Source organism: Luteococcus sp. H91 (genome assembly GCF_038433135.1).
In the GTDB taxonomy this organism is placed as follows: Bacteria; Actinomycetota; Actinomycetes; order Propionibacteriales; family Propionibacteriaceae; genus Luteococcus.
On the sequence record NZ_JBCDMV010000001.1, the window covers coordinates 86,065 to 105,856 of the forward strand.

Below are 19,792 nucleotides of genomic sequence, written 5' to 3' on the forward strand. Positions count from 1 at the left end.
CTGGTGATCGGGGGCGGTCGGTAGTAGCTGTCGAGGGCAGCGTATGTGCTCGACGTCTCATCTGGACACCCGCGGCGGCATCGGTGGACGCCCGATCCGCCCCCGATCCATGGTCAGGCCTGCGGGGCTCCTTGCGCAGCGGGGTTGATGTTGCGGATGATCAGCGAGCAGTCCTTGTCCGCGAAACCATCGTCCACCAGCTGGTCCAGCGCCTCCTGGGCGACGCGGGCAGCGGGGAGCTCGACGCCGGTCTGGGCGGCCGCATCCATTGCCAGCCCGATGTCCTTCTGCGCCAGGGCGGCCGAGAAGGTGGCCGCGAAGCCGTTGTTGGCTGCCGCGGTCTCGATGATGTCCGGCACCGGATACCAAGTCTGCAGCGCCCAGCAGTTGCCGGAGCTGACCGAGGCGACCTCCCAGAAGGTCTTCGGGTCGAGGCCGAGTTTGTCGGCCAGCACCGCACCCTCCGCGCAGGCCTGCAGTTCGATGAAGAGCATCATGTTGTTGACGATCTTGGCCGCCTCACCCGACGTGGGCCCGCCGGTGGGGATCACCCGGCCGGCCATCGGCTCGATGAAGGCAGTGGCCGCCGCGACGTCCTCGGGAGCGCCGCCCACCATGAAGCACAGCGTGCCCGCCGCGGCGCCGGAGATGCCGCCGGAGACCGGGGCGTCGACGAAGCGAAATCCCTTGTCACGGGCCTGTTCGTGCAATTCGCCGGAGGACTTGACGTCAATCGTCGACGAGTCGATCAGCAGCGTCCCGGCAGCGGCATGGGCCAGCACCCCGTCGTCGCCCAGATAGACGGCCCGGGCATGATCGCCCTTGGGGAGCATGGTGAAGACCACCTCGGCGCCCGTCACCGCCTCCGCGATCGACCCCGCTGGGGTGACGCCCTTCGCCTGTGCCGCGGCGACCGCTTCACCGTTCAGGTCGAAACCCTGCACGGTGTGGCCCGCGGCCACCAGGTTCGCGGTCATCGGACCACCCATGTTGCCCAGTCCGATCCAGCCAATGATTGCCATTGCATCCTCCTCATCGTCGAGTGGCGGCACCCCATGGGCCCTTTCGGAGCAAAACTAGGCAACCCGACGCTGCCTTGCAAGCATCACGATCACGGGGCGCACATGCCCCGCTGAAGGGTTGCGGTCGCGTCAGCCGCGACGGGCGGCGCGCAGCCGCAGCGTGTAGGCCTTCGACGCCTCGCCGCAGACCGTGCGCAGGACCGGCTCCTGTGCGCGGGGATTGAACCGGCCGATCGCGCCGGAGATGCACAAGGAGGCCACCGCGGCACCCGACGGGGAGGTGACGGCGCACGCGATGCTGGTCAGCCCGAGCACGCTCTCCTCGCGGTCGTAGGCGATCCCCTCCATCCGGATCCGCTCCAGCTCCGCCCGCAGTCGCACCGGACTGGTCAGGGTGTGCGGGGTGAAGGCTGTCAGGTCTCCGGCCAGCACCTGGTTGGCCAGCAACGGGTCGTGCGCCAACATCACCTTGCCGGCGGCGGAACTGTAGGCCGGGAAGCGGCCGCCGATCCGGGTGGGGGAGGCGACGTACTGCAAGCCGTGCAGCTTGTTCAGGAAGACCACATTGGGCCCGTCCAGCACCGCCAGGTGCACGGTCTGGCGGGTGCGCTCGTAGAGGTGCGCCAGGAAGGGAGTGAGGCTGTCGCGCACCAGATCCACCTCCGGCATCGGCACCGGGCTGGCCAGATCCTGCAGCGCCGGGCCGAGGCGATAGCTGCTGCCATCACGCTCCACCGCGCCATTGCGCTCCAGCATGCCCAGCAGGCGGAAGGCGGTCGACTTGCTCAGCTTGGCGCGGCGGGCCAGTTCGCTCACCCCGACGCCGACAGTCGGGTCACCATCGAACGCCGCCAACAGGGCAAAGGCCTTGTCAACTGCGGTTCGGGCGTCGCGCGATTTGCTGTTGTCGCCGGGAGAGCTTCCCTGACCCGTGAGCATCGCTTCCTTTCGTCGTCGAGCTGCAGTGCTCGCAACGAGCAACACTACCTGCTCATGGTCCGTATGATGGAATCTTCAATCTCGCGTGGGATACATCACTCGCCCGACGGCTCCTCGTCGTCCAGCGACTGGTCCATCTCCAGCGCCGGCAGCGCAGTGCGCGGGTAGGCGACGGGCTTGGCCGGTACCCCCGCCACCGTGGTGTGCGGCGGGACGTCGTGCAGCACGACGGAGCCGGAGCCGATCTTGGCGCCCTCGCCCACCTTGATGTTGCCCAGCACCTTGGCGCCGGCGCCGATCATCACGCCGCGACCGATCTTGGGGTGACGATCCCCACCCACCTTGCCGGTACCGCCCAGGGTGACCTCGTGCAGCATGGAGAAGTCGTCCTCGATCACGGCGGTCTCGCCGATCACCACGCTGGTGGCATGGTCGAACATCAGGCCCTTGCCCAGCCGCGCGCCCGGGTGGATGTCTACCGCGAAGGCCTCGGAGATCCGGCTCTGCATGAACAGTGCCAGGGCGTGGCGCTGCTGCTTCCAGTAGTGGTGGGAGACCCGGTGCGCCTGGATCGCGTGGAAACCCTTGAAGTAGAGCAGCGGCTGCGAGTAGCCGCGGCAGGCCGGGTCACGGGTGACGATGGCCTGCAGATCCGCCAGCACCGCCTGCTGGATCTCGTCGTGGTTGGCGAAGACCGGCTGCAGCAGGTCCCGCAGGGTGAGCGCGGTGACCGTCTGGCTGGCGAGTTTGCTGGCCAGCAGGTAGCTCAGCGAATCTGCCAGGGTCTCGTGGCCCAGGATGACGGTGTTCAGGAAACCCGCCAGTGCGGGCTCGGTAACGGCGTCGGACTCCGCCTCGGAACGAATCCGGTCCCACACCGCGGCGTCGTCCACCGGCGTGCAGAAATGGGGAGTGCTGCCCTCGGGGGCCGGATTGGGCCTGCGAATCATTTCTCACCCTTCGTACGGAGACAGACGTCACGCTACGTGCCGTGCAACGTTCCCGGCCACTTGGGCATTCCCCCGAGGCGGGTGGAATGCTGGTGATCATGGCTGAGGAGATGGTGACCATCTACGACGAGCAGGCCCGCCCCGCGGGCGTCGCGTCCCGATCGGTGATGCGTCGGGAGAACCTGCGCCACGGCGGCACCGGCATCCTGGTCACGAATTCCGCCGGGCAGGTCTATGCGCACCGGCGCACCGAGCAGAAGGACGTCTACCCCGGCTACTACGACCTGGCAGCGGGCGGGGTGATTGCCGCCGGCGAGGAGCCGCTGGATTCCGCCCGACGCGAGTTGGCCGAGGAGCTGGGGATCACCGGCGTCGAGCTGGAATCCCTTGGTGAGTACGAATTTTGCGATGAGCGGCTGAACCTGCACGCGTGGCTCTACCGGGTGGTCTGGGACGGCCCGGTGATCCATCAGGCCAGCGAGGTGGCATGGGGCGGGTGGATGGATCTGGGCCAGATCCGGGCACTGATCGAGGATCCGCAGATCGACGTGATGCCGGACGCGGTCACCCTCTGGAGCCAGGCAGGGCTGTTCGACTGACGTCCCCTGGGGGACGGCGGCGGGGGCACGGTGTCGAGCTTCACGGCGACCCCCTGATTTCCTACCATGACGTCCATGACGACGCCCCAGTATCCGCAGGACCCGATGCAGCAGAAGCCCCAAGGCCAGCCCGGCCCGGGGCAGCCGTACGTCGATCCGTCGGCGCCGGCGGGCCAGCAGTCCTGGGGACAGCCGCAGACCCAGCCGTGGGGTCAGATTCCGCCACAGGGCCCGGTCGGCAACCTGCCGGCCAACTTCCAACAGCCGGGTGGGCTGGTGCCCACCACGCCGCCACCGGTCAAGAGCAAGACCAAGATGGTTTTCGGATGGATCCTGCTGGTCTTCACCGTGCTGGGCATCCTCAGCCTGTTGAGCCGGGCGGGGCAGGGGAAATTGGTGCTGGTCTACCCCGACGACCTGGGGAGGACCATCGGCAGCTGGATCGGGATGGCCATCTTCAACGTCCTACCAGCCTGGGGCGCCTACCAGTTGCTCACCTCGCACAGCCGGGCGATGCAGAAGTGGCACCGCGGCCAGGGGCTTCCGGGGGGCTGGGCTGGGCAGGAGCTTCCGCCCTACCAGTGATCCTGTTGCCAGACCACCAGGCGTCGGCTCAGCCCAACGCCCCCAGGTAACGATCGTCGCGGGCCCCAGTTTCGGGGGAGGCGAGCGCCAGGGCGAGCCGCATCATTGCCTGTGACAGCAGGGTTTCTGGGTCTTCGTCGGAGTCGACCGGCAGCACGAGTCGCAGCGTGATCTCGGTGTCCAGCGCGCTGGAACCGTGCCGGGCCATCGATCGCTGCCCGGCCACCCGCCAGCTGCTCCCCGATGGGAGCTGATTCAGGTCGGTGGGGAAGGCCAACAGTTCGTCGACGGTGAAGTCGGCGCTGGCCAGCCGCGGGTCCGGGGCGACCGGCAGCGGGGCGCCCAGCGTGAACTCGTCGGAGATCGGGGTGCGGGCGGTGAAGGCGAGGCTCATGACGCCATTGTGCCGCCCCAGTGGTGGCCCACGGTGCGGGGCGCTGCTGGTCTGCGCCACAAACCGCATCCTTGTTCGGGGGCAGTGCCAGATGTGCACTGGATCCCCTTCAGAACGTGGTTTGTGGCGCAGACCGGATGCCATCCGCCAAGACTCGCCCAGCGGCTTCGTCTGACTTCCAGATCGCCTCGGTGGCGAGTCCCGGTCAGCGACCTCAGCGGTAGCCCGGCCACGCGGCGTCGGCGTCGGGGCTGAGCGGCTGCACGTCCACCACACGCACCGTGGTCGCGTCGATGGTGAAGCGGACGTCCAGCCCGGCGAAGGGCAGCCCGAAGACCCGCTCTGGATCGTCCAGGAAGCGGGGGCGGGGATCGCGGGAGAGCACGCCCAGCAATGCCTCGCGCTTGGCCCGGGGCACCCGCGCCAGCAACTCGTCCGGGAAGTCCACCCGGAACCAGTCCTCCGGGTTGGTCTCGATGAAACCGCTTGTCGCCTCGGGGTGCGAGTCGAAGGGGATGTACGGCTTGATGTCCAGGATCGGGGTGCCGTCCACCAGGTCCGCGCCGCTGACCAGCAGCACCGGGGCCTGGTCGCCGTCCAGTTCGACGCCCTCCAACCGCACGGAGCTCAACCCGATCGGGTTGGGGCGGAAGGGCGAACGGGTCGCGAAGACCCCCAGCCGGTCATGCCCGCCCAGCCGCGGCGGACGCACCGTCGGGGACCATCCACGTCGCGCCGACACCGACTTGTCGAACTCCCAGATCAGCCACAGGTGGCTGAAACCCTCGATCCCGCGCAGGGCGTCGAGCGAGCGGAAGCCGGGTTCGAAGATCACCCGGGCCAGCAGCTCCGGCACCAGACCGGCCTGCCGTGGCACCCCGAACTTCGAGGGGAAGTCCGTGCGGATCCGGGCGACGGTGGCGTAGGGCGGGCGCGGGGTGGTCACCGGCCAACCGTAGCGAGTGCCCCGGGCTCAGGTCAGCGGGTCGTCGCAGGGCAGCTTGCCCGCCCGGACCGCGGCCACCAGCTCGGCGTGGTCCTTCTCCGTCTGGTCGGCATAGGCCTTGGCCCAGCGGCCGAAGGCCTCCGCCACCGGGGTCTTCTTGCCCAGATATCCGGAGATCACCGACGCGCCGGAGGTGCGGGCATGCCCCTTGGCCAGCAGGTGGCCGGTGATCCCGGCATAGTCCTCCAGCGCCGACGGGCTCATGGTCTCCAGCGGGACGCCGCCCTTCATGTTGCGGTACTGGCGCACGTAGTACTGGTGCTCCCCGGCGCTGGCCCAGCCCAGCAGGGGATCGGAGACGGTCTGCAGCTGCTGCTGGTACTCCACCACCCGCTGGCCCTGGTGGTTGTGCCAGGCGCGTTCGCCGTGCACATGGGGCGCCAGCACGGAGCGCTGCGCCTGCTTGAGCTGCAGGAAGAGCACGTCGTCCTCCCGGGAGCCCACCAGCAGCGCCACCCAGGAGCGCATCCCCACCGATCCGACGCCCACCACCTTGTGGGCGATGTCCACCAGCGAGTAGCCGCCGACGATCCGTCGCCACTGTGGGGTCAGGGTGTGCAGGTAGTCGTCCAACGCCTCCACCAGCTGCGCGCGGGTCTCGGCGTCGGGGTGGGTCACCAGCGGGGGATTGTCCACGATCTCCGACGCGCTGGTGGCGCCGCCGGCCAGCTTGGGCAGCATCCGGTCGTCGGTGCGCTTGCGGGCGGCCCGGGCGGCCCGCTGGATCTCCTCGCGCAGGCTCTCCTCCGTCGAGGTCTCGTGCAGGGCGTTCAGGTCGAGGTGGTTGAAGGCTCGCCACAGTAGCGGCTGCTTGGAGAGGAAGCTGACCTCCTCGCGATAGCTCTGCACGCAGTTGGTGACCGCGGTGGCGCACTGCTCCTCTGTGGCGCCATTGGTGCGGCCCAGCACCCAGATGGAGGCGGTCAACCGGCGCAGGTCCCATTCCCAGGCACCGGTGTGTGCCTCGTCGAAGTCGTTCAGGTCGATCACCTGGTTGCCCTCGGGGGAACGGTAGAAGCCGATGTTGCCAATGTGCGCGTCACCGCAGGCGGTGGTGTGCACTCCGGTGGAGGGCAGGTTGGCGACGTCGTGCGCCATCATCTGGGCGCTGCCGCGCAGCAGGCCGAAGGGTGAGGCGGCCATCCGTCCGATCCGCAGGCCGAAGAGCCAGGGCAGCCGCCCCTCGTGCGTCTTCTGGATCAGCTCGACGACGTCGGGCCGGTCCGAGGTGGGTTGCCAGAAGCCCAAGCTGTGGTGCGGGGTGTGATGCCGTAGCAGCTTGCCGCGCGCCACTCGTTCGGCCCGGTCGGTCGCGCGAATGCTGAAGGAGGAAAAGGCGTCACCGCCCTTGTCCTGCGCGGTGATGGGCGGTGGGGTCATCCGGGGCTCCTTCACGACTGTCTCAAGTGATCGTAGCTGTCCCCGCCGACAGATTAAGCTCTGTGCATGGCACAGCTTCTGTTGACCCTGATCGGTGATGATCGTGAGGGCCTGGTCTCGGCCCTGAGCTCCGTCGTTGCGCAGCACGACGGCAACTGGCTGGAGAGCCAGATGGCGAGGCTGGGCGGCAAGTTCGCCGGCGTCGCGCTGGTGGACCTGCCCGACGAGAAGACCAATGCGTTCACCGCCGCGGTGGGTGGCATGACGGATCTGCAGGTGAGCGTCACCCCGGCCGGCGAGCAGTCCGAGCCGCTCGGTACGCCGGTCACGCTGCGCTTGGTGGGCAATGACCGGCCCGGCATCGTCCGCGAGGTCACCACCGTGCTGGCCGGCAAGGGGGTCGGCATCGACGAGATGCACACCTCCACCCGGCCGGCGCCGATGGCCGACACCACCCTGTTCGAGACGATCGCCCAGGTGCGGCTGCCCGAGGGGCTGGAGGTCGGGGAGGTTCGGGAGTCGCTGGAGGCGATTGCCGCCGAGCTGATGGTCGACCTGGACTTCGACGAGACCCTCGACGACGCCTGACCGGCTGGACGTTGGCCCGGCGGTCGGCCTGTCAGCGACGACGGACCCGGCGCGCGGCCAGCACCGCCAGCGAGCGCTTGCCGTAGCGTTCGGCGGTGGCGTCGTGCAGGTCCACCACCTCGCGTTCCACCCGACGGGTGAAGGCCGCCACCCCCTCGCCGGGGCGGGGCTCCAGGGGCCGGCCCACCACCACGTGCACCGTGCGGCGCGGCCAGCGCGGGAAGCGGGCCTCCGCCGGCCAGGCGTCGGAGCAGCCCACCAGGGCGACCGGCACGCAGGGCACCTTGCCGCTGACGCACAGCCGGCCGGCGCCCGGGGTGAAGGTGGCCATGGCGCCGGTGCGGGAGCGGGTGCCCTCCGGGAAGATCAGCAGGGGGGTGCCATCCTTCAGCAGCGCCGACGACAGCCCCTTGTGATTGCCCTTGTGCGGGCGGCCCGGCCGGTCGATCGGGTAGGCGTTGAACAGCAGCACCGGCGCCAGCGCGGTGTACCAGTGCAGGAAGAAGTGGTCGGCGGCGGCACCAGCGGCCAGATTGGTGGTCAGGTGATCCGGCAGCGCCGAGTAGATCAGTGCCGTGTCCAGGTGCGACGAGTGGTTGGCGACGACGACGAAGGGGCCGGTCAGGCCCTCCACATTCTCCGAGCCGTGGAGTTCCACGTTGACGCCGACCTTCACCGCCCCGGCGAGCACCGTCTTGCGCACCAGCCGTCGGAGCCGGGCCAGCGAGGGGTCACGGTAGCGCCGCGGCACGATGGCCGCGGAGGAGGGGGCTTGCTGCTGACTCATCGGGCCACTTCCTGCACGATCAGAGCATGCCATGGATGACCAGCCGGATGCTCGCTGGTGCCTTGCTCGTGGCCTGGCGCCTGCCGGATCAGGCCTTGGCGCAGCTCTGGGTGCTGACCGGGGTGCGGTAGCTGGCCGCCTTGTCCAGCATCGCGTCGGTGGCGGCGTCGGTCAGGGCATATCCGGTGGAGTGGTCAACCATGGAGCGGGCAAAGATGGTGCCGGCCACCCGGCCGTCGGTGGTGAGCAGAGGGCCGCCGGAATTGCCCGGCTGCACCGTGCCGCTGAGCGAGTAGACCTGCCGCACCACGCCCTTCCCGCCGTAGATGTCGTCGCCATTGGCGCTGACCGTGCCGCGCACGCGCGCCGCCTTGACCGTGTAGCCGCCGCCCTGCGGGAAGCCCGCCACCACCGCGTCCTGCCGCGAGCTCAGCGAGCCGGCGCGGGGCAGCGCCGCCGCCCGCAGCGACGGGACGTCGAGGATGGCCAGATCCAGATCCGGGTTGAAGGCGACGACGGTGGCACTCAGCCGCTCGCCAACCCCGCCCACCTGCACCGTCGTGCTGCTGGAGCCCGCGACGACGTGGGCATTGGTGACCACCCGGTTCCCGGCCACCACCCAGCCGCTGCCGGAATGGGCCTGGGAACAGCTCTGGGCGTCGGCATTGATCTTGACGATGCTGCCCGCGGCCCGACGCACCGCGGCGGTCTTGGCGGCCGCCGTGTCCGGCGACGGCACCGGCAGCACCGGCTCGGGCGCCAGCCCGCTGAAGACCCGGGGGAAGCCCGCCTCGCCGAGGCTCTGGGTGAACCGGCCAGCCCATCGCCCGGCCGCATCGGGCGTCACCTTCTCCATCCCCGCCAGTACCCGGGAATCGTTCATCTGGGTGGTCAGGGAGCGCGGCAGGATGGGGCGGATGGCCCCGCCGACGAGGGTGAACGTGATACTCACCATCAGCATCGAGACCAGCGCGCCGATCCCGGAATCCAGCAGTCGCGCGCTCTGCCCGGAGGCCCGGGCGCGCAGCTGCAGCCCGACCCGGATCAGCAGCGATTCGCCCAGCAGCGCCCCGAGCAGCACGCCGACGATCAGCAGGGGGAATGGCTGCTGCAGGTCCTCGTCCCAACGGGCGAGCAACCGCGGGGTCAGCCAGAGCCCGACGGTGGCGCCCAGCAACAGCCCGCCCAGCCCGAAGACGCTGGTCAGCGCTCCCACCCGCCAGCCGCGAAAGGCATGGCTGAGCAGCAGCACCAGAAGTGCCAGGTCAATCCAGTCCAGACCGGTCATCGGGCTCCTTTCGCATGCTCCATGGTGCCGCGGGAATCTGTGGGGGCAACCAGGCTGGTAGCTCGGCCAGGTGCGATTGCTGCGATGTCTGGAGCCGCGGCTCACCGGGGCTCGGCTCGTCGTGCCGGTCTCCGCAGTCCGAATCCGTCAGTCGATCGGCCGACCCCGCAGCTTCTTCGTCTCCGAGCGGCGCTTCTTGCTGGCCAGCCGGCGCTGCACCGATCCGCGGGAGGGTTTGGTGGCGCGGCGGGCCGGAGGCGGGGGAGCCAGGGCCTCGCGCAGCAGAGTCGCCATCCGCTCCCGGGCGGCGGCCCGGTTGCGGCGCTGGTGACGGTGCTCGGAGGCGTCAACGCGCAGCAACGTTCCATCCAGCCGGCCGGCCAGCCGGGCCAGCACCCGCTCGCGCTGGCGATCGGTGAAGGCCGTCGTCACGGCCAGGTCCAGGGTGAGTTGCACCCGGGAATCGGTGGTGTTGACCCCCTGGCCACCGGGCCCGCCGGAACGGCTGAACTGCTCCGTCAGCTCCGCCTCACCAATCACCAGGCCGTGCGGGGCGCCGGGCCCGGGCGCAATCACCAGATCCATGGCCCCTCCTTCCCGGCAAGTCTCTCAGGAGCCGGTCGTCGACCGCACGGCGTTTTCGGCGGCAGGGTCGGACAGGCCCGTTCCTGACCGGGTGGCAAGGATGTCTTCCCGAGAATCGACCCCCAGAATCGGCTCCGCTGGCGGACCTTCACGCAGCGGCCTGTCGAGTCCCCGATTCTGGGGGTCGGTTTTCGGAATCTGCCGCGACAGCCCGCATAGGATCGGGTCATGTGGTACCCGCCCAAACTGCCGGGCACTAGCGAGAGCAAGGTGCCGGGCGAGCGTTCCCAGGCGTGGATGGCCGCGCTTGGGACCGGCCTGCTGCTCCTGGGGGCGGGTGTGGGGGTCGCGATCATGGCCTGGCGCGAATCCGCCTCGGGCAACTACTACCTCACGGCCCGCCGGGCGCTGCTGCTGGTGGCGGGCACGACGATGATCACCATCGCCACCATGGCGCTGCACGAACTGCTGCACGGTCTGGGGATGGCGGTGCTGCGGGCTCGCCCCCGCTTCGGCGCCGGCATGATGTCACCCGGCCTGCCCTACCTGTACACCACATGCGAGGGGCATCGGTTCACCCGCTGGCAGTACATCGTCGTGGCCGCCCTGCCGAATGTGGTGATCAACCTTGGCCTGCTCCTGATGATGGCCTGGGGTCCGTACGAGGCCTGGTGGGTGCTGCCCTTCGCGCTGCACCTCTCCGGTGGGGTGGGCGACGCCTGGCTGTGCTGGGCCGCGCTCACCGAGCCCCCCGGAACCCTGGTGGAGGACCAGCGCGCCGGGGTCAGGGTGTACCGCCCCGAGACCTCCTGAGCGGACGGCTCAGCCCCCGATCTTGGCCAGGTTCTCCGCCATCTGATCCGCTGTCAGCCCGCCCACCCGGCTCTCCCGCAGGATCCCGTCGCCGTCGATGAAGAAGTGCGACGGGATCCCGATCGAGCGGTAGCGCGACGCCAGCTCGGTCTCCGGGTCGCTGACCATCGGGAAGGTCAGGTTCAGCCGGTTGGCATAGGAGCGCACCGTGGCGGCATCCTCGCTGATGAAGACGGCAATGATGGTGACGTCCTTGGGCTTGGCGGCCTGCCAGGCGGCTTCGATGTCCGGGGCCTCGGCGCGGCAGGCGGTGCACCAGGTGGCGCCGAAGGTGATCCAGACCGGCTTGCCCTTGAGTGACGCCAGGGAGATCTGCTTGCCGTCCATCGTGGTGACGGTGAAGCCGGGGGCAGGCTTGCCCACCTCCGGCGCCGAGCCGCTCTGGTCGCCCTCCAGGGTCACCGACTGGGCACCCCCGGTGCCTCCCGGGGCGGTGGCCGCGGGCTCGGAATCCGCCCGGTTCACGAACCAGGCCCCGGCCAGCACCAGCGCCAGGGTGATGCCCAGCACGGCCAGGCTGCCGTACTTGCTGCGCCGCAGCCGCTCGCGCCAGTCGCCCGACGTCTGGGCCGGATCGGTGGGGTGCTGCTCGGACATTCGGTTACTCCATCGGGAAGAGGGGCTGAATGGGCTGAGCCCGTCGAGGCACCACCAACTCTGGCAGATTTCGTCGACGGGCTCAGCCCTTGGGTGGGGTGGGGGTCAGGCGTAGGAGTGCAGGCCGCCGAAGAAGTGGTTGCCCAGGAAGGTGAACAGGATGGCCACGAAGCCCATGATCAGCAGCCAGGCGGAGCGGTTGCCCTGCCAGCCCTTGGTCACCCGGGCATGGATGTAGGCGCCGTAGATCAGCCAGGTGACCAGCGCGGCGGTCTCCTTCGGATCCCAGCTCCAGTACTTGCCCCAGGCCGAATTGGCCCAGATGGCGCCCTGGATGTTCATCATGGTGAGCAGCGGGAAGCTGAACACGACGGCGCGGTAGCCCAGCTCGTCCAGCCGCTCCCGGCTGGGCAGGCTGGCCCAGTTCACCTTTGGCTTGAGCAGGTAGAGGATGCCGGCTGCCGAGGCGACGCCGCCGGCGCCGTAGCCCAGCACCGCCAGGAAGACGTGCACGGTCAGCATGAAGGGGCTCTGCAGCGCGGGCATCAGCGGCTTGGTGATGTCGTCGCGGGTGGCGGCGTAGATCAGGATGGCCAGCGCCATCGGCAGCAGCGCGATGCCCAGCGCGCGGGCCTGGTGGCGACGCTCGAAGTAGACGTAGAAGGCGAGCATCCCCCAGCCGAAGGCGCAGGCAAACTCGTACTGGTTGGCGAAGGGCGCGTGCTTCACCACGATTGCCCGGGTCACCAGGCTGATGGTCATCAGCACGGCCGCGGCCAGCGCCAGCTGGCTGCCGTACCAGGCGACGCCGCGGCTGGGGGCGGCGACGGGCACCGACCCTCCGCCGGCGGTGGCCAGCACCGGGCTGCGACGGGCGGTGGTGAGCCCCGCCAGGAAGGCGACGGCGGCCAGGCCCACCAGGATGGTGGCTGCCACCAGGCAGTACTTCGAGATCTCAAGCATGGGTGCTCCCGGTAGTGGTCAGGTTGTCGTCGGTGGTGCTGGGATCGGTGGTGCTGGGGTCGGTTGCCGGTTCGGGGGCCGACGAGGTGCCGCCGAGCGAGTCGACGAATTTCGTCACCTCGTTCTCGAACAGGGTGTCGTGCTTGTCCGGGGAGGCCACTCGCACCTGGTTGCCGTCGGGACCGGGATGGATCCGGATCCACAACCGCTGGTGGCGGAAGAACATGGTGCAGATCATCCCGGCCACCAGCAGCAGCGATCCGAGCCACACCAGCGGTGCGCCATTGTCCTTGCTGACCATCAGGCCGGTGAACTGGCGCTCCCGGTTGAAGGTCATCTGCACGCCACCGACGTCGGTGGGCTTGCCCTGGCTGATCACCTGGTTGGCCTTGGGCTCGGTGCTGCCGGCATCGTAGAGCTCCACCATCACCTGGCCGGGGCCGATCCGCGCGTCGGTCTGCCCGGATGCGGGAGCGACGACGTAGACCTGCATCCCGTTGGACAGGGTGGCCTTGCCGTAGTTCTGGGTCTCGTCCTGGGTCTGGTACTGCAGCGGGACACCCTGGTGCAGCAATTGCTTGCCGGCGGCGTCCTTGATGGTCAGGTCTGCCGCGAAGCCGAAGTAGGACTGGTTGAACATCACCCGTCCCTCCTTCAGCGGGGCATTGACCCGCAGGGTGTGCTCCCTCAGCTTCTGGCCGTCCTTGTACAGCACCACCTCGGCGGCATAGTCCATCGGACTGCCGTCGTCGTGGTAGGAGTCGGTGAAGCTCTTGGCCTCGATCGACAGGCCGGTGCCGTGCCCGACGGCCTGCGGGCCCATCCCCACCGGGACGGTGAACTCGTCCTCATGGAAGCCGGTGTTGTTGGTCACCAGCACCCCCAGCAGGATCAGGCAGAAGGCCGCGTGCGCAAGGGCGGTGCCCAGCGGCATCCAGCGGTTGCGGTCGGCGTAGAGGTTCAGCCCGTCCGGGCCGTCGTCCTGGATGATCCGGAAACGCTTGTGAGCGAGCTTGTTGCGGGCCTCGGCCAGCACCGCCTGGGCGTCGCCGCCGACGACGGTGCTGCGATGGGTCCGGGCATGGTCGAAGAAGCCCTCCCGCACATGGGTGTGCGGCTTGGTGGCATTGCGCCACAGCGTCGGCAGCCGGTGCGTGGTGCAGGCGATGATGCTCAGCACCAGCAGGATGTTGACGATCCGGAAGGGCCAGGAGCTGAACATGTGGAAGACGCCCAGGAAGCTCAGCGGCATCGTCCAGCCGCGGTACTTGGGCTGCACGCTCTCCAGGAAGGAGGCGTAGCGGGCGGGGTCGGCGCGCGTCTCGGCCGGTACCTGGGTGAACAGCACGCCCAGCAGGCTGAGCAGCGTCATGGCGAAGATCAGCCACAGACCGAAGCGCTTGTTGTAGAAGAGTCGGTAGATCCGGCGGAACATCTCGGCGGGGCTGATGTCGGCACCGGCGTCGGGGGCCGCCCCGGGGGGTGACTGCACGGCTGTACTCATGGTGTCTTCCTCATACTCCGAAGGCGGAAAGCCTGCTGAACTGGTTGGTGATGACCAGGAAGCCGGTGAGCAGCAGCAGCGCTCCCGAGACCAACTGGACGGCGGTTTCGTGGCGGGTGAACCAGGCGAGCTTCTCGCTCACCCAGCTGGCCCCCAGTGCGACCGCGACGAAGGGAAGGCCCAGCCCCAGGCAGTAGGCGACCAGCAGCGCCGCCCCTTGCCCGACGCTGTTGGCCTGGGTGGCCAGGCCGATGATGCCGCCCAGGATCGGGCCGATGCACGGCGTCCAACCCGCGCCGAAGGCCAGCCCCAGCAGCACCGAGCGGCGCAGGCTGGGGGCCTGCACAGCGCGACCAGAGCGGGGGCCGCCGAAAGTCCTGGCCAGGAAGGGGAGCTCCACCAGGCCGGCGACGTGCAGGCCCATCACCACCAGGATGCCGCCGCCGATGATCCGCAGCAGGTCGCGATGGTCACCCACCACCCAGCCGATCAGCCCGATCGAGGCCCACAGCCCCACGAAGACCACGCTGAAGCCGGCGACGAAGGCCAGCGACTGCCGCAGGGCGGCGCCCGTCGTGCGTTCGCTCTCGTCGGTGCCCACCAGGTAGCCCACGAAGACGGGCACGATCGGCAGGAAGCACGGCGAGGCGAAGCTGACGATGCCCGCCAGCAGCGCGATCGGTAGCGTGAGATTGTCCATGGTGGTGAGCGGTCAGCGCGACGACGATGCCGAGGCCGCGGGGGCCGAGCTGGCCGGGGCGGCGGAGCCGGCGCCCGACGCAGCCGGGCTGGGGGAGGCCGACGAACCCAGGTGGGACTTGACGGTCCTGGCCAGCTCCGACGTCGGATCGATCTGGACCACCTTGGTCCACATCTGGCGGGCCTTGGGCATGTCGTTCTTGCTCATGTACAGGAAGCCCAGGTTGTAGAAGGTCTCGGCGCGCTTGGGGTCGAGCTTGGCAGCCTGCTGCCAGGAGACCTCGGCATCCTTCAGGTTGGCACCGTTGAACTGGGCGACGCCCAGCGCCAGCCAGGCCGTGACGTCCTTCGGGGTGACCTCGGTGACCCGCTGCTGCCAGTGCGCGGCCTTGTCGTACTCGCTGGCGCCGTCGTAGATCTGGCCCAGCGCCTTCATGGAGAGCACGTCCTTGGGATTGGCCTTGATCTTGGCCTCCAGGGTGGCCACCATCTGCGGATCGACCGGCTTGGGGGTGCTGCCCATCTGGGCGGAGGCCGACGGCGCGGCCTGCGCACCCGGATCCTGCGGCTGGCCACCCATCAGGTAGACGCCCACCACGACGGCGGCGCTGGCTGCGGCCAGAGCGACGGGCATCAGCCAGCCCTTCTTCTTGGGCGGGTTGATCTTCACGGGCGCGGTGATCGGCTGGTCGGCCTCGTCGTCCAGGCCGAGCAGGGAGAAGTCCTCCTCCACCGCGGCATTCGCGCCGCTTGCGCCCGGGGTGGCCTCGACGGCGGAACGGGCCAGCCCGATCTGCCGGGCCGCCCAGGGCTGCAGGTCGTCGGGGGCCTGCTGCAGGTAGCTGACCAGACTGTCGTGGGCGGCCGACACCTGGGCGGGCGTCGCCCCGGCGGGTAGCCCGAAGAAGCGTTCGGCGCCAGTGGCCTGCTGTGGCGTAGTCATCTGCGTCTCCCGGAGTATCTCGGTGTGGCAACCCGGCCGGGTCACCCGGGCCGCGCCGCCTGGAAGATCCCCCGCCGCATCAGTCGTTTAGATACGGAAAGAAGAGGAGATATTCCCATGTGCGGCTCACTGTAGCCGTCGCCCTCCGGACGTCAGGAACGGGGGGTGGACTTTGCGTCCACCCCCCGTTCCCGGGCCTGCTGCTGTGCGGTTGTGACTACTTCTTGGTGGTCGCGGCGGGCGTCGGTGTGGTGCCGGGCATCACCGGGGTGGCCGAGGCTGCCGGGGTGGCCGGTGCCGAGGAAGCAGCCGCGGCGGCCTTGGCCTTGGCGGCGGCCCAGTTCTTCTCACCCTCGGCGCTCAGGCCGAGCGGCTTCGGATCGGACGCCTTGCCCAGCAGGGCCAGCTGGCCCTGGCGAGCGGCATTGATGGCGTCGGCGAGGATCTGCTGGCTGTACGCCGGGGCGTGGAAGCCGTTGGAGTTCTCGCTCTCCGAGTAGTCCAGGTAGAAGGACGCCTTGCGCTGGTACAGCCGGGCCTGGTCCAGCCGGTCCTTCGCCACCCCGGCCTTCTGGGCCTTCTCGATGTCGGTGATCAGCTCGTCGACGGCGGTGTAGGTCTGGTCCATCGTCTTGTGGAAGCGGTTCTGGATGGTGGAGACGCGCTCCTTCATCTCCTTCTCGCTGGCCTTGTGGCAGGTCTGGCAGGAGGCATTCACGTCCAGCATCGGGCTGCGCACCTGGTGTTCGCTGACCTTGGAGGCGCCGGCGCGCTTGTAGGGCATGTGGCAGTCGGCGCAGCTGACGCCGGCCTTGGCGTGGATGCCATTGCTCCAGGTCTCGAAGTCAGGGTGCTGGGCCTTCAAGCCGGGCATGCCGGTGGTCTTGTGCGTCCAGTCGACGTGGCTGGTGCTTGCCTCGTACTCGTTGTCGACGGTCAGGCCCTTGCTCCACGGGAAGGTCAGGGTCTTGGCGTCGCCCTTGAAGTAGTACTCGACGTGGCACTGGCCGCAGACGAAGGAGCGCATCTCCTGCGGGGTGGCGTCCTTGTTCACGTCGTAGTTCTTGATCCCCTGGCCCTCCTTGAGCGCCTTCATGCCATTGATGAAGGCCGGCTTGGTGACGCGCAGGGCCATGTTCTTCGGGTCATGGCAGTCGATGCAGCTGATCGGGTGCTTGAACTTGCCCTGGATGTCCATGTACTTCTGGTGGTTGGTCTCGTCGAAGCCCTTCATCATGTCGCCGCCGCCGATCTCCTTGAAGACCGTGTAGGTGGAGGCGTGGCAGTTGATGCAGGCACCGGGCTGCGGGAAGTCGGTCATCCGCTTGGTGTAGAGCTGGTCCTCCAGCATGTACGCGTGGCCGCGCGCCTCGCGGTAGTCGGTGGCGAAGGCGTAGCCGGCCCAGAGCTTGCGCAGCCGCGGCTCCTTGTCCAGTTCCTGCGCGGCGGTGAAGGTGCGCGGATCCTTGGCGTCGGGCGTGTGCGGGGTCTTGTTGGAGCCGCCGAACTCGGTGGCCTCCATCTCCGAGGTCTTCTTGTACATCTCGTACTGGATGGGGAAGTTCTTGCCCCACTCGGCGGGATCCACGGTGGTGTCGGTGAGCTCGACGGCCTTGAAGTAGGTGTCCTTCGCCTCCGTCTGCTTCTTTGCGACGTCCACCAGCAGCGCGGCGATGACCAGGGTGACCAGCAGGCTGGCAAGGACCAGGGCACCGAGCAGCAATTTGGTGCGGCGCTTCGGCTCCTGTGGGGGCACTGTGCTGTGCTCAGCGGTACTCATGGCAGTTCACTTCCTGTGACCGACTTCACTGTGGCATTGAGTGCACGACACCTTGGTGTCGTGGGTGCGCGTCATCTGGATGTCCTCGGTCAAGTCCTGGTGGCAGTACAGGCAGTTGGCCTCGGCGACCTTCATGTTGACGTCGCGGATCTTGATGTTCTCGGGATACCAGCCGGTGGAGAACTTCAACCCGTGCAGGAATCCGTCCTCGGCCTTCACCCAGTACTTGTGCACGATGTTGTCGTGCGGCAGGTGGCAGTCATTGCAGGTGGCCACCGCGTGGTGGCTGCCCGCCTTCCATGCGTTGTACTCCTCATTCATCGCATGGCAGTTCGCGCAGGTCTTGGGGTCCGTGCCGAAGTAGGACAGGCCCTGCGCGAAGACGAAGGTGTAGACACCCAGGCCGATCACCCCGCCGATGGCGATGGCGAGTAGTGAAAGGACGATCGTCTTCATGTCGACGTACTTTTTGACCGTCTCGACGATGCCACCTCCTGCCATCGTGTACCTCCTGCTCAGGCCGGTTGTGCGTCTCCCGGGGTCGGGAGGGCACGCAAGGCACCCAGTAGTGACATATTCCCGGGATTGGCGCTGCAAAACCATCCCTCAATGGATAGAACTTGGATACATCCCGCCTGCCCTGTGCACAGTGTCTGGGCAAGTCAGTGCACGGTGGGGGGCCTGGGATCAGCCGCGACGCGGACCGCCCAGGCCCTGCCGCACGATGTAGGCCGCGGCCTGGATCCGGTTGTCCATGTGCAGCTTGCGCAGCGCATTGTGCACATGGTTCTTCACGGTGCCCTCGGTGATGGACAGCCGGCTGCCGATCTCCCGATTGCTCAGCCCGCCGGCCACCAGTTGCAGGATCTCCAGCTCCCGCTGGCTCAGCTCCTGCTGTTCCTCGGCCGGGGCGCTCTGGCGTGGAGCCGGCCCCTGCCCGCGCAGCTCGGCCAGCAGCCGTCCGACCAGGGCGGGGGCTAAGGGGGATTCGCCGCGCATCACCTTGCGGAAGGTGTCGAAGAGTTCATCGGGGTGCATGTCCTTCAGCAGGTAGCCGTGCACCCCCTGCCGGACGGCGGGCAGCAGGTGGTCGTCGTCCTCGCTGACGGTGAGCAGGATCACCTTGGTGCCGGGCAGGTCCGTCAACACCCGGCCCGCCGCCTCGACGCCATTCATCACCGGCATCTCCACGTCCATCAGCAGCACGTCGGGGTGCAGTTCATGCGCCAGCTCGACGCCCTCCAGCCCATTGCTGCCCTGCCCGATCACGGTCAGGTCGCTCTGGGCGTCGATCAGGGTGGCGATGGCCCGGCGGAAGAGTGGCTGGTCATCCACCAGCAGGATCCGGATGGGCGCGGCGGTCTCGGTCATCGCGCCACCCGCACGGGCAGGGCCTCGGGGGCCTCGCGACGAGGCAGGTCGACGACCACCGTCGTGCCCCGGCCGGGTGCGGAACGCACGATGAACTCGCCGTCCAGCTGCTCCACCCGTTCCCGCATGGTGTGCAGACCGTAGCTGTCCTGGCGTCCCGGCAGCGACGGGTCGAAGCCCCGGCCATCGTCGCTGACCTCCACCCGGGTGCCGTCCTCGTCGGCACGCAACAGCACGGTGGCGCGGCTGGCGCCGGAGTGCTTGCGCACATTGGCCAATGCCTCCTGCACCACCCGGGAGAGCTGCACCTCGTGGCTGGTCGGCAGCTCGGTGTGCTCGTCGGGCAGTTGCAGCGTCAGCTCGGCCGGGATGCCGCTGCTGCGCGACCAGCTGCGCAGGAAGTGCTCGATGCCCTCGATGAAGCCCCGGTCGGTCCGGCCAGCCTCGCGCAGCCCCAGGATCGCCTCCCGGACGTCGCGGCAGGAGTCCTGGCACAGCCCGGCCAGCTCGCCCAGCTCGTCGCGCACCTGCGGCAGCGCCTCCAGATCCGGATCGCACTCCAGGGTGCGCAGCTTGAGATGGGCCACCGAGAGCACTTGGGCCAGGGAGTCATGCATCTCTCGGGCGATCCGCTCGCGTTCCTCCAGTACCGCACTGTGCCGTTCGGCTGCCAGGGCACGCTCCTGCAGTGTGACCAGCTGGCTGTACCCACGCTCGATCGAGGCGAAGATCATCCGGCTGAAGACCACCACCCCGATCGCTCCGACCAGGCCGGCGATCACATGGGTGTTGCTGGGCCACAGCAGCGGCAGGGCCGCGACGAATGCCACGGGGACAATGATCGAGATCAGCCGCAGCCGCCGGAGCCAGCGCTCCAGATCCTGCTGGGTCGCGGGGGCGGACGGCTCGCGTCGAGACACCCGCCCCACCCCCTTCGCT

The 19,792-nt window shown here is 68.7% G+C and carries 22 protein-coding genes; 4 read left to right on the forward strand and 18 right to left on the reverse strand.

Translation table 11 applies throughout. The features are described 5' to 3' along the window. Positions 1 to 113 precede the first annotated feature (113 nt). The 3 genes from mmsB to cysE all read right to left on the reverse strand — a co-directional run bounded on the left by mmsB (position 114) and on the right by cysE (position 2,911). Positions 114 to 1,022 (reverse strand): 3-hydroxyisobutyrate dehydrogenase, encoded by a 909-nt coding sequence (gene mmsB, locus AAEX57_RS00360; protein ID WP_342090246.1) that lies wholly within the window; start codon positions 1,020 to 1,022, stop codon positions 114 to 116. Between the two features lie 129 nt (positions 1,023 to 1,151). Continuing rightward, positions 1,152 to 1,961, reverse strand: coding sequence for an IclR family transcriptional regulator (locus tag AAEX57_RS00365; protein ID WP_342090247.1), 810 nt, complete (start codon positions 1,959 to 1,961; stop codon positions 1,152 to 1,154). Positions 1,962 to 2,056: 95 nt separating this feature from the next. Then, complete coding sequence (gene cysE, locus AAEX57_RS00370; RefSeq protein ID WP_342090248.1) at positions 2,057 to 2,911, reverse strand: serine O-acetyltransferase; 855 nt, start codon at positions 2,909 to 2,911, stop codon at positions 2,057 to 2,059. Positions 2,912 to 3,009: 98 nt separating this feature from the next. Here cysE and AAEX57_RS00375 point away from each other — a divergent pair, with 98 nt between their 5' ends. Both AAEX57_RS00375 and AAEX57_RS00380 read left to right on the forward strand, forming a co-directional pair. Next, the gene (locus AAEX57_RS00375) at positions 3,010 to 3,510 is read left to right on the forward strand and encodes an NUDIX hydrolase (protein ID WP_342090249.1); all 501 of its coding nucleotides are present in this window, start codon (positions 3,010 to 3,012) and stop codon (positions 3,508 to 3,510) included. A gap of 75 nt (positions 3,511 to 3,585) precedes the next feature. Further along, positions 3,586 to 4,095 (forward strand): hypothetical protein, encoded by a 510-nt coding sequence (locus tag AAEX57_RS00380; RefSeq protein WP_342090250.1) that lies wholly within the window; start codon positions 3,586 to 3,588, stop codon positions 4,093 to 4,095. Between the two features lie 28 nt (positions 4,096 to 4,123). On the opposite strand, the gene AAEX57_RS00385 is transcribed toward AAEX57_RS00380, so the two are convergent. The 3 genes from AAEX57_RS00385 to AAEX57_RS00395 form a co-directional block, all read right to left on the reverse strand. After that, positions 4,124 to 4,489, reverse strand: a complete 366-nt coding sequence (locus AAEX57_RS00385; RefSeq protein WP_342090251.1) for a hypothetical protein — start codon at positions 4,487 to 4,489, stop codon at positions 4,124 to 4,126. A 214-nt stretch (positions 4,490 to 4,703) separates the two neighbouring features. Then, positions 4,704 to 5,435 (reverse strand): tRNA (N6-threonylcarbamoyladenosine(37)-N6)-methyltransferase TrmO, encoded by a 732-nt coding sequence (tsaA, locus tag AAEX57_RS00390; protein WP_342090252.1) that lies wholly within the window; start codon positions 5,433 to 5,435, stop codon positions 4,704 to 4,706. Between the two features lie 27 nt (positions 5,436 to 5,462). Continuing rightward, positions 5,463 to 6,875, reverse strand: coding sequence for a DUF2252 domain-containing protein (locus AAEX57_RS00395; RefSeq protein WP_342090253.1), 1,413 nt, complete (start codon positions 6,873 to 6,875; stop codon positions 5,463 to 5,465). A 66-nt stretch (positions 6,876 to 6,941) separates the two neighbouring features. On the opposite strand from AAEX57_RS00395, the gene AAEX57_RS00400 reads away from it, so the two are divergent. Next, positions 6,942 to 7,463, forward strand: a complete 522-nt coding sequence (locus AAEX57_RS00400) for a glycine cleavage system protein R (protein WP_342090254.1) — start codon at positions 6,942 to 6,944, stop codon at positions 7,461 to 7,463. Between the two features lie 31 nt (positions 7,464 to 7,494). Here the strand turns inward: AAEX57_RS00400 and AAEX57_RS00405 are convergent, their stop codons facing one another. The 3 genes from AAEX57_RS00405 to arfB form a co-directional block, all read right to left on the reverse strand. Then, positions 7,495 to 8,250: a lysophospholipid acyltransferase family protein gene (locus AAEX57_RS00405; protein WP_342090255.1), complete on the reverse strand. Its 756-nt coding sequence runs from the start codon at positions 8,248 to 8,250 to the stop codon at positions 7,495 to 7,497. Between the two features lie 88 nt (positions 8,251 to 8,338). After that, positions 8,339 to 9,538: a MarP family serine protease gene (locus tag AAEX57_RS00410; protein ID WP_342090256.1), complete on the reverse strand. Its 1,200-nt coding sequence runs from the start codon at positions 9,536 to 9,538 to the stop codon at positions 8,339 to 8,341. A gap of 147 nt (positions 9,539 to 9,685) precedes the next feature. Continuing rightward, positions 9,686 to 10,123 carry an alternative ribosome rescue aminoacyl-tRNA hydrolase ArfB gene (gene arfB / locus AAEX57_RS00415; RefSeq protein WP_342090257.1) on the reverse strand — a complete coding sequence of 146 codons (438 nt, stop codon included), beginning with the start codon at positions 10,121 to 10,123 and terminating at the stop codon, positions 9,686 to 9,688. Positions 10,124 to 10,351: 228 nt separating this feature from the next. On the opposite strand from arfB, the gene AAEX57_RS00420 reads away from it, so the two are divergent. Beyond that, positions 10,352 to 10,936, forward strand: coding sequence for a DUF3267 domain-containing protein (locus AAEX57_RS00420; protein WP_342090258.1), 585 nt, complete (start codon positions 10,352 to 10,354; stop codon positions 10,934 to 10,936). A gap of 9 nt (positions 10,937 to 10,945) precedes the next feature. On the opposite strand, the gene AAEX57_RS00425 is transcribed toward AAEX57_RS00420, so the two are convergent. The 9 genes from AAEX57_RS00425 to AAEX57_RS00465 form a co-directional block, all read right to left on the reverse strand. Then, positions 10,946 to 11,593, reverse strand: a complete 648-nt coding sequence (locus AAEX57_RS00425) for a TlpA family protein disulfide reductase (protein WP_342090259.1) — start codon at positions 11,591 to 11,593, stop codon at positions 10,946 to 10,948. 105 nt (positions 11,594 to 11,698) lie between these two features. Then, positions 11,699 to 12,556, reverse strand: a complete 858-nt coding sequence (gene ccsB, locus AAEX57_RS00430; RefSeq protein ID WP_342090260.1) for a c-type cytochrome biogenesis protein CcsB — start codon at positions 12,554 to 12,556, stop codon at positions 11,699 to 11,701. Continuing rightward, a complete protein-coding gene (locus AAEX57_RS00435; protein ID WP_342090261.1) occupies positions 12,549 to 14,060 on the reverse strand; it encodes a cytochrome c biogenesis protein ResB in 1,512 nt (503 codons plus the stop codon). Before AAEX57_RS00435 ends, ccsB begins: the two co-directional genes overlap by 8 nt. Positions 14,061 to 14,070: 10 nt before the next feature. Further along, on the reverse strand, positions 14,071 to 14,760 hold the full coding sequence (locus AAEX57_RS00440; RefSeq protein ID WP_342090262.1) for a cytochrome c biogenesis CcdA family protein: 690 nt from the start codon (positions 14,758 to 14,760) through the stop codon (positions 14,071 to 14,073). A gap of 12 nt (positions 14,761 to 14,772) precedes the next feature. Further along, positions 14,773 to 15,702 carry a tetratricopeptide repeat protein gene (locus AAEX57_RS00445; RefSeq protein WP_342090263.1) on the reverse strand — a complete coding sequence of 310 codons (930 nt, stop codon included), beginning with the start codon at positions 15,700 to 15,702 and terminating at the stop codon, positions 14,773 to 14,775. Between the two features lie 217 nt (positions 15,703 to 15,919). Further along, positions 15,920 to 17,482, reverse strand: coding sequence for an ammonia-forming cytochrome c nitrite reductase subunit c552 (locus AAEX57_RS00450; protein ID WP_342090264.1), 1,563 nt, complete (start codon positions 17,480 to 17,482; stop codon positions 15,920 to 15,922). Between the two features lie 6 nt (positions 17,483 to 17,488). Then, positions 17,489 to 17,983, reverse strand: coding sequence for a cytochrome c nitrite reductase small subunit (nrfH, locus tag AAEX57_RS00455; protein ID WP_342090265.1), 495 nt, complete (start codon positions 17,981 to 17,983; stop codon positions 17,489 to 17,491). A 186-nt stretch (positions 17,984 to 18,169) separates the two neighbouring features. Continuing rightward, positions 18,170 to 18,853 (reverse strand): response regulator transcription factor, encoded by a 684-nt coding sequence (locus tag AAEX57_RS00460; protein ID WP_342090266.1) that lies wholly within the window; start codon positions 18,851 to 18,853, stop codon positions 18,170 to 18,172. Next, the gene (locus AAEX57_RS00465) at positions 18,850 to 19,773 is read right to left on the reverse strand and encodes a sensor histidine kinase (protein ID WP_342090267.1); all 924 of its coding nucleotides are present in this window, start codon (positions 19,771 to 19,773) and stop codon (positions 18,850 to 18,852) included. Before AAEX57_RS00465 ends, AAEX57_RS00460 begins: the two co-directional genes overlap by 4 nt. Between the last annotated feature and the right edge of the window lie 19 nt (positions 19,774 to 19,792).